Annotated in this window: 8 protein-coding genes; all 8 read left to right on the forward strand. The window is 63.4% G+C overall.

Features of this window, described 5'->3' with window-relative positions:
- The first annotated feature begins 62 nt into the window (after window positions 1-62).
- Window positions 63-1115 (forward strand): PspC domain-containing protein, encoded by a 1053-nt coding sequence (locus HMPREF3148_RS07635; RefSeq protein WP_165033310.1) that lies wholly within the window; start codon window positions 63-65, stop codon window positions 1113-1115.
- Entirely contained in the window at window positions 1115-2722 is a 1608-nt protein-coding gene (locus tag HMPREF3148_RS14190) for a permuted SH3 domain-containing protein (RefSeq protein WP_049151987.1), read from the forward strand. Before HMPREF3148_RS07635 ends, HMPREF3148_RS14190 begins: the two co-directional genes overlap by 1 nt.
- Window positions 2719-3390 carry an ABC transporter ATP-binding protein gene (locus HMPREF3148_RS07645; RefSeq protein WP_049151988.1) on the forward strand — a complete coding sequence of 224 codons (672 nt, stop codon included), beginning with the start codon at window positions 2719-2721 and terminating at the stop codon, window positions 3388-3390. The genes HMPREF3148_RS14190 and HMPREF3148_RS07645 overlap by 4 nt, the downstream gene beginning before the upstream one ends.
- Window positions 3387-4658: an ABC transporter permease gene (locus HMPREF3148_RS07650; RefSeq protein WP_049159057.1), complete on the forward strand. Its 1272-nt coding sequence runs from the start codon at window positions 3387-3389 to the stop codon at window positions 4656-4658. Before HMPREF3148_RS07645 ends, HMPREF3148_RS07650 begins: the two co-directional genes overlap by 4 nt.
- Window positions 4659-4667: 9 nt before the next feature.
- Window positions 4668-4793 (forward strand): hypothetical protein, encoded by a 126-nt coding sequence (locus HMPREF3148_RS14150; protein WP_255313631.1) that lies wholly within the window; start codon window positions 4668-4670, stop codon window positions 4791-4793.
- A gap of 149 nt (window positions 4794-4942) precedes the next feature.
- Window positions 4943-5491 carry a hypothetical protein gene (locus tag HMPREF3148_RS07655; protein WP_049063268.1) on the forward strand — a complete coding sequence of 183 codons (549 nt, stop codon included), beginning with the start codon at window positions 4943-4945 and terminating at the stop codon, window positions 5489-5491.
- Window positions 5492-5778: 287 nt separating this feature from the next.
- On the forward strand, window positions 5779-6021 hold the full coding sequence (locus HMPREF3148_RS07660) for a hypothetical protein (protein ID WP_005532241.1): 243 nt from the start codon (window positions 5779-5781) through the stop codon (window positions 6019-6021).
- Between the two features lie 86 nt (window positions 6022-6107).
- A partial coding sequence (locus tag HMPREF3148_RS07665; protein WP_370876406.1) for a hypothetical protein occupies window positions 6108-6380 on the forward strand: 273 nt, incomplete at its 3' end.

Raw genomic sequence — 6380 nt, forward strand, 5'->3', positions numbered from 1 at the left:
CACGGCTGCGCCCCGTGCGGATCGGGGTAAACCCTGAAGTTCAAAAATCAGGGAGTTCCCCGATGGTGGCTTACCTCGCAGTGCGTCACGATATAGGTATGAACACCGCGACTCTCAACCAGATGTGGGACACGCGCCCGCCCCGCATCCCGAGTAACCAGGGCGGCAATGCCATGATCGCCGGTGTCTGCGAAGGCATCGGCGTGCGCTACCAAATCGACCCAGTCCTCGTCCGCGTGGCTTTCGTTGTTACCGCGCTCGTCCTCGGCGGCGGCATCGCGCTCTACGCCCTGGCGTGGATGTGCATGCCGCTCTACGGCAAGGCCACCGCACCCGTCCAGGACCTCTTTGGCAAGGCCGACGGCCCGAAGTCCGAATCCAGCCTCGCCGTCGGGCTTATCATTCTCTTCGCCGCCACGGCCGGCTTCGGCCCACTATTCGGCGAGAAGCAAACCCTCTCCACCGTCGTCATCTTCATCCTCGCCGCCGTAGCCTGGTACGGACTGCACCAACGCCAACCCATCCCGCCCGCCGGCCTCCTCGCGGCGCCGGTCCCCGACGCCGCCCCGGGGCCCGATATGTCCGCCTTCACCCCCGTCGAGGGCTACCCGTTTCCGCCGGGGCGCACGACCCCACCGTCCTGGGATCCCCTGGGCACGGTGCCCGAGGCCTGGGACCTGCCAGACCCCGCGCCCGCCCCCGCACCCAAGAAGAAATCCCACGAGGGTCTCATCGCGACGGTCGCCGTGAGCGCCGCTGTCATCGTGGGCATCTCATTTATATGGGCAATGGCCGCGTCCGAAGACAACACGAAGAACCACGCGGGCTCGGTCACCTATACCGTGCGCGACGCCGCGGACCTGCCGGACACCTTTTCCAACGGCGTGGGATCCATGACCGTCGACCTGCGCGAGCTCACGCTCGATAAGCCCCGCACGCTCACCATCGATAACGGCGTGGGCAGCATCGATGTCTACCTTCCGGAGAATACGCCCATCGCGCTCGAATGCGACACCGGCATTGGTGAGAGCAACTGCGTTCCGCGCACCGATCCCGGCGCTAAGCTAACGTTAATTATCGATAACGGAATTGGCACTACTACTATTCACGAGTAATGAAAAAGAAGACTATCGCCCTCACCACCGCCGCCCTCGCCATCCTCGCTGCGGGCGGTGGCGGTGCCTACTACCTCACCTTCGGCCCCGACGGCGTGGTGCTCACCGCCGCCGATGTCACGACCGTCGCGGCGAAGGACATCACGCAGTCCGTGCCCGCAACGGGCACCATCGCCGCGGCGCGCGAGGTCTCGCTCGCCACGACGCAAACGGGTCCCATTGTCACGCTCGACGCGAAAGTCGGCCAACGGGTCAAAGCTAACCAGGAGCTCGCCTCGTTCGACACCTCCGCCGCCGAGCGCGAGTTGCACAGCCAACGCGCGTCCCAGGCTGCAGAGGAAATCACGGCCTTCAACCAGATCGAGGCCGCGCAGCTGGAACTGGCGCACTCCCAAGACGCGCTGGATCAGGGGCTCAACGGCGAGGTAAACGCCGCGCGTGCCTCCGTCGATACCGCGCAGCGCGCCTACGACGACGCCGCGCGGGCCGTCGCCGACTCCCGCGCTGCCTCCGATCCGTCGGTCGCCGAGGCCGCTGCCGCGGTCGACACGGCCCGCGCCGGGCTGCGCACCGCGAATAACGCATCGCTACAGGCCGCGCTCGCCACGCTCGGTGCTGCTGGCGAGGGCACCGCGGATGGCGCCACCATTGCCACGTCGCTGCTCGCCTCGGTCGAGGCGGATGACGCGGTCAGCGACGCCCAGAACCGGGTTGACCACGCCGAGGAGTCCTACGCCCACGCGCTCGAGGCCGTCGACCGCGAGGTGGGATCCAAGCAGCGCGCCGCCAACGCCGCCTACGCCCAGCTTTCCGACGCCCAGCTCGCCCAGCGCGCCGCAGAGCTCGGCGCCCAACAGCAAATCGCCACGCAATCCCAGGCCGTCAACCACGCCCTCAAGTCCGCCGCGGGCGCCCGCGTCGCCGCCGAGGAAGCCAATGCGAAACTCGAGTTCGACATCTCCGGTTCTCACCTCCTCTCGCCGCTCAGCGGCGTGATCACGTCCGTCACCGCGCAGCAAGGCCGCCCCGCCGAGGGGCCGCTGCTCGCGATCGCGGATGACTCGTCCCTCCTCGTCAAGGCAAAGGTCAAGGAAGCCGACATCGCGGATATCAAGGTCGGCGACCGCGTCACGTTCACCTCCCCCAGCCAGCCGCATAAGGAATACACGGGCACCGTGTCCTTCATCTCGCCCGTCTCCGCCGCGCCCGCCGAGGCCGCCGGCTCTGGGGCCTCCGCGCCGGCGGGGAACGGTACCGGCGCGGGTTCGGGGAAGGCCGAGTTCCCCATCGAAGTCCGCGTGGACGGCAACCGCGAGGGCCTGCGTCTAGGTTCCACGGCAAAGGTCAAGGTCGTCACGCACGAGGACAAAGACGCGCTGACAGTTCCGCTCAGCGCGCTCATCAACGGCGACAAAGCCGTGCTCGTCGTTTCCGACTCCGGCACCATCGAGCGCCGCGACGTGAAATTGGGCACCCGCACCGATTTCGAAGCCGCCGTCACCTCTGGCCTCCGCCGCGGCGACCGCGTGCTCACCCAGGGCGCGGCCCACGAAGGCGACGTCGGCCAGCAGGCATACCTGCCCGACGCAGCGAGCGGAGAGAAATGAGCCTCATCGACATGCGGGGCATCGTCAAGCGCTTTAACGAGGGCACCGACGCCGAAATCACCGTCCTGCCTGGCTGCGACTTCTCGATGGAACCTGGCGAGTTCGTCGCCGTCATCGGCCAGTCCGGCTCCGGCAAATCTACGCTCATGAACATCATAGGGCTGCTCGATCGCCCCACCGCGGGCACGTATTTCCTCGGCGGCGAGAACGTCTCCACCTACAACGATGACGCACTCGCCCGCCTGCGCGCGGACAAGCTCGGCTTCGTCTTCCAGAACTTCAACCTCATCGGCCGCATCACCGCGCTCGCCAACGTGGAGATGCCCATGGTTTACGCCGGTGTGCCCCGCCGCGAGCGCTCCCGCCGTGCCGCCGAGCTCCTCGACCTCGTCGGCATGTCCGAACGCGCCAGCCACCTGCCCAACGAACTCTCCGGCGGCCAGAAGCAACGCGTCGCCATCGCCCGCGCGCTCGCCAACAACCCGGAGGTCATCCTCGCCGACGAGCCCACCGGTGCCCTTGACTCCCAGACCGGCCGCCTCGTCATGGACCTCTTCCACGAGCTCAACCGCGAGCACGGCACCTCCATCGTGTTTATCACCCACAACCCGGAGCTTGCCGCTGAGTGCTCGCGCACCGTGACCATGACGGACGGGGTGCTGAAATGAATCTCACCGAATCTTTGCGCATGGCGCTGACTTCGCTGCGCACCAACAAGATGCGCTCGCTACTCACGCTGCTGGGCGTCATCATCGGCATTGCCGCCGTCATCGCGATCCTCACCCTCGGCTCCGCGCTCAAGGGCCAGTTCACCTCTGACCTCGACAAGGTCGGCGCCAATAACTTCCAGGTCCAGGTCAAGGAGCGCACCGACGAAGGCGAGACCGACTACAACGTCGAGTCCTCCGTCGACGACCCCGACTCCCTCCTCACCCCCGAACAGCTGGAGCAGGTTCGCACGGCACTGGCGCCCGACGTCGAGGGCGTCATCATCGGCGAATACGACACGTATCCAGGCGACCTGACGCCTGAAGGGGCATCGAAAAGCTCAGCGGTGATGGTGCAACCCACCAACCCGGACTACGTGACGGCCTCGCAGTTCACTGTCCGCACCGGCCGCGCACTCACGGACGACGACATCGCGGCCGACCGTGCCGTGACCATGCTCTCCACCGCGACCGCCACCGAGCTCTTCGGCGACGCCGACCCGGTGGGCCAGACACTGAATTTTGCCTCGCTCGACGGCACGGATCTCGAGCTCACCGTCATCGGCGTCTACGACAGCCCCGCCACCGGCGCGCTCATCGGTGGCGGCGGGCCCGAACACGCGCTCGTGCCCTACCCCCTCGCTGCCCAGCTTTCCGATGCCCCTTTAGCCGGCGAGGCCTTTTCCTCCGTGTCCATCCGGGCGGCGGCCGGCACAGACAAGGCCGCGCTCGGCGCGCGGCTCCAAGCGGCCTTCGACTCGATGTACGCCGACAACGAGGACTACCGCGTCGAGGTCACCGACTTCAGCAAGGACCTCGCGAGCCTCAACCAGCTGCTCACGGCGTTGTCCGCGGCGATTGCGGCAATCGGCGGGATCTCGCTGCTCGTCGGCGGCATCGGCGTTATGAACATCATGCTGATTACCGTCACGGAGCGCACCCGCGAGATTGGCGTGCGCAAGGCGCTCGGCGCGCGGCGGCGTGACATCCGCCTGCAGTTCGTGACGGAGGCCATCATCGTGTGTCTCATCGGTGGGCTCATCGGCGTGGTGCTCGGCTCTGTGGCGGGCATGATCGGCTCGTCGCTCATGGGCTACTTCGTGTTCCCACCGCTCGGCGCGATTGTGGTCTCGCTGCTCTTCGCACTCGCCATCGGGCTCTTCTTCGGCTACTACCCCGCCGGCAAGGCGGCAAAACTCGACCCGATTGAGGCGCTGCGCTACGAGTAGCTTGGCTGCATGATTCATTTCGGCAACGACTACAACCAGACCGCCCATCCCGCCGTCCTCGACGCACGCCGTCGAGCCCGCGATGGTCTATATCTCGCAACCCGCCGAATTCGGCACGGTGTAGTCGTCCAGTAACTTACATCAACCACGAGAGTAAACTTAAGTACCAGTATTGGACGGTATGGCGGGACACACCATTATAGTCTGGTGTTCCTACGCGCTCTTACAACCAAGGGTAATCCAAACTCGAACAGAAAAATGTTGAGTTTCATTACCATGGCTTAATGGATACAAGCCTTATTGGCACGACAACAGGAACTATCGAAGACGACGATAAAACTTACACTGCGACTGTTTGGAGAAGCATGCAAGGTTTAATAGGTAGAACTTCAAATAGCAGCAACCAGGCTAAAGTTCTTGTGCTCTTTGCGCGTACGGAAGCTACGTATGCCGAAGAATTTGTCGGAATCGCTTTAACCAAAGAGCAGGAGAGTGCCATGGCCGAGCATGTTGATTCTCCAAGAATAACCTGTTGGACTGAAGAAGTTCCCCTTCAAGGCTGGGAAGGAAAACTAAACAAGTCTCGTTTCCCGAAACTTGTCTATCTCGTTTTTAGAGAAGGGTATGCGCAACATTCCTCCGTGCGCTACCAGGAAATGAGCCCAGAAATATTGGCTGCATTTACCACGCGTGAAGCAGCTCAGACTGATGTCGTTTCTCGGCAGAAAAAGGAACCTTCATTCTTACCGAGTAAATTTCATATATGGGAAGTCGAATTCGGGTTTTTGACCGAAAAATTCCGTGGCCAAGGTCCAGAAATCCCCATGTACTGAGCAGTACTTCTCGTCGGTTTTAAATTCTGTTGCAAGGAGAACGTAGGCATCTATTTCGCTGCAAAATGGCGGAATAGGCTCAATGAATTCCCATATCGAAATTGGGTTATCCGCAGTTTTAGGGATATGTCTCGTCGCCCCTTAGCTCAAGCAGAAGACCACTGCCGAGGAGCGTGTCAAGTTGTTTGTGTGTAGGGCTCTGATCGCAGCGTGATGCGGGCATCGATGCCGTTTTCTGGAGTTCCAAAAGCGAGGCCCTCTTCACCGACAGCCTCTACGAGTCGAGCATGGCTCACACCAACGAGCAGGCCGCCCGCATCGCCTCCGCCGGCATTCAGATACTCTTCGACTCGCCTACCAACCAGCAATTCGCACTCCTCACGCCTGATCAGGAGGCCGCGCTGTCCGAGAACTACGTCTGCCAGTTCTTCGAGGAACACGAAGGCCTGCACGCGGTGCGTTTCTGCACGTCCTGGTCCACGCGCGACGAGGACGTCGACGCGCTCTGTGCCTCCATCGCCCAACTCTAGGTCTACCCCTGTTCGAATACCCCTGTTCGACTAATACATTGGACAATCGGTTGCAGGCTTTCCGATGCCTCTTTATCCTCCGTGGCATGACCGTCTCCATCTTCGATGCTCTTGCTCTCGGCGTCGATTCTCTCAAGGAAGCCGCTGGCCTCACCGTGGCTGAACTCCGCGACCGCGGCCTAACACTCGCCGACGCCAAGTTCATCCACCCCTTGGCCGCCGTCTACTGGCGCACTAAGCCCAAAGGCATCGCCGAGGCCCGCAAGGCCGCCCGCGCTGCCGGCCATTCCCTGCGCGTGCTCGCCCGCATCGAGGTGCTCGCCGCGCGCTGCGACGACCCCAACGCCGCCCGCGTGACC

Origin of the sequence: Corynebacterium sp. HMSC05D08 (assembly GCF_001807215.1) — a bacterium.
Classification (GTDB): Bacteria; Actinomycetota; Actinomycetes; order Mycobacteriales; family Mycobacteriaceae; genus Corynebacterium; species Corynebacterium striatum.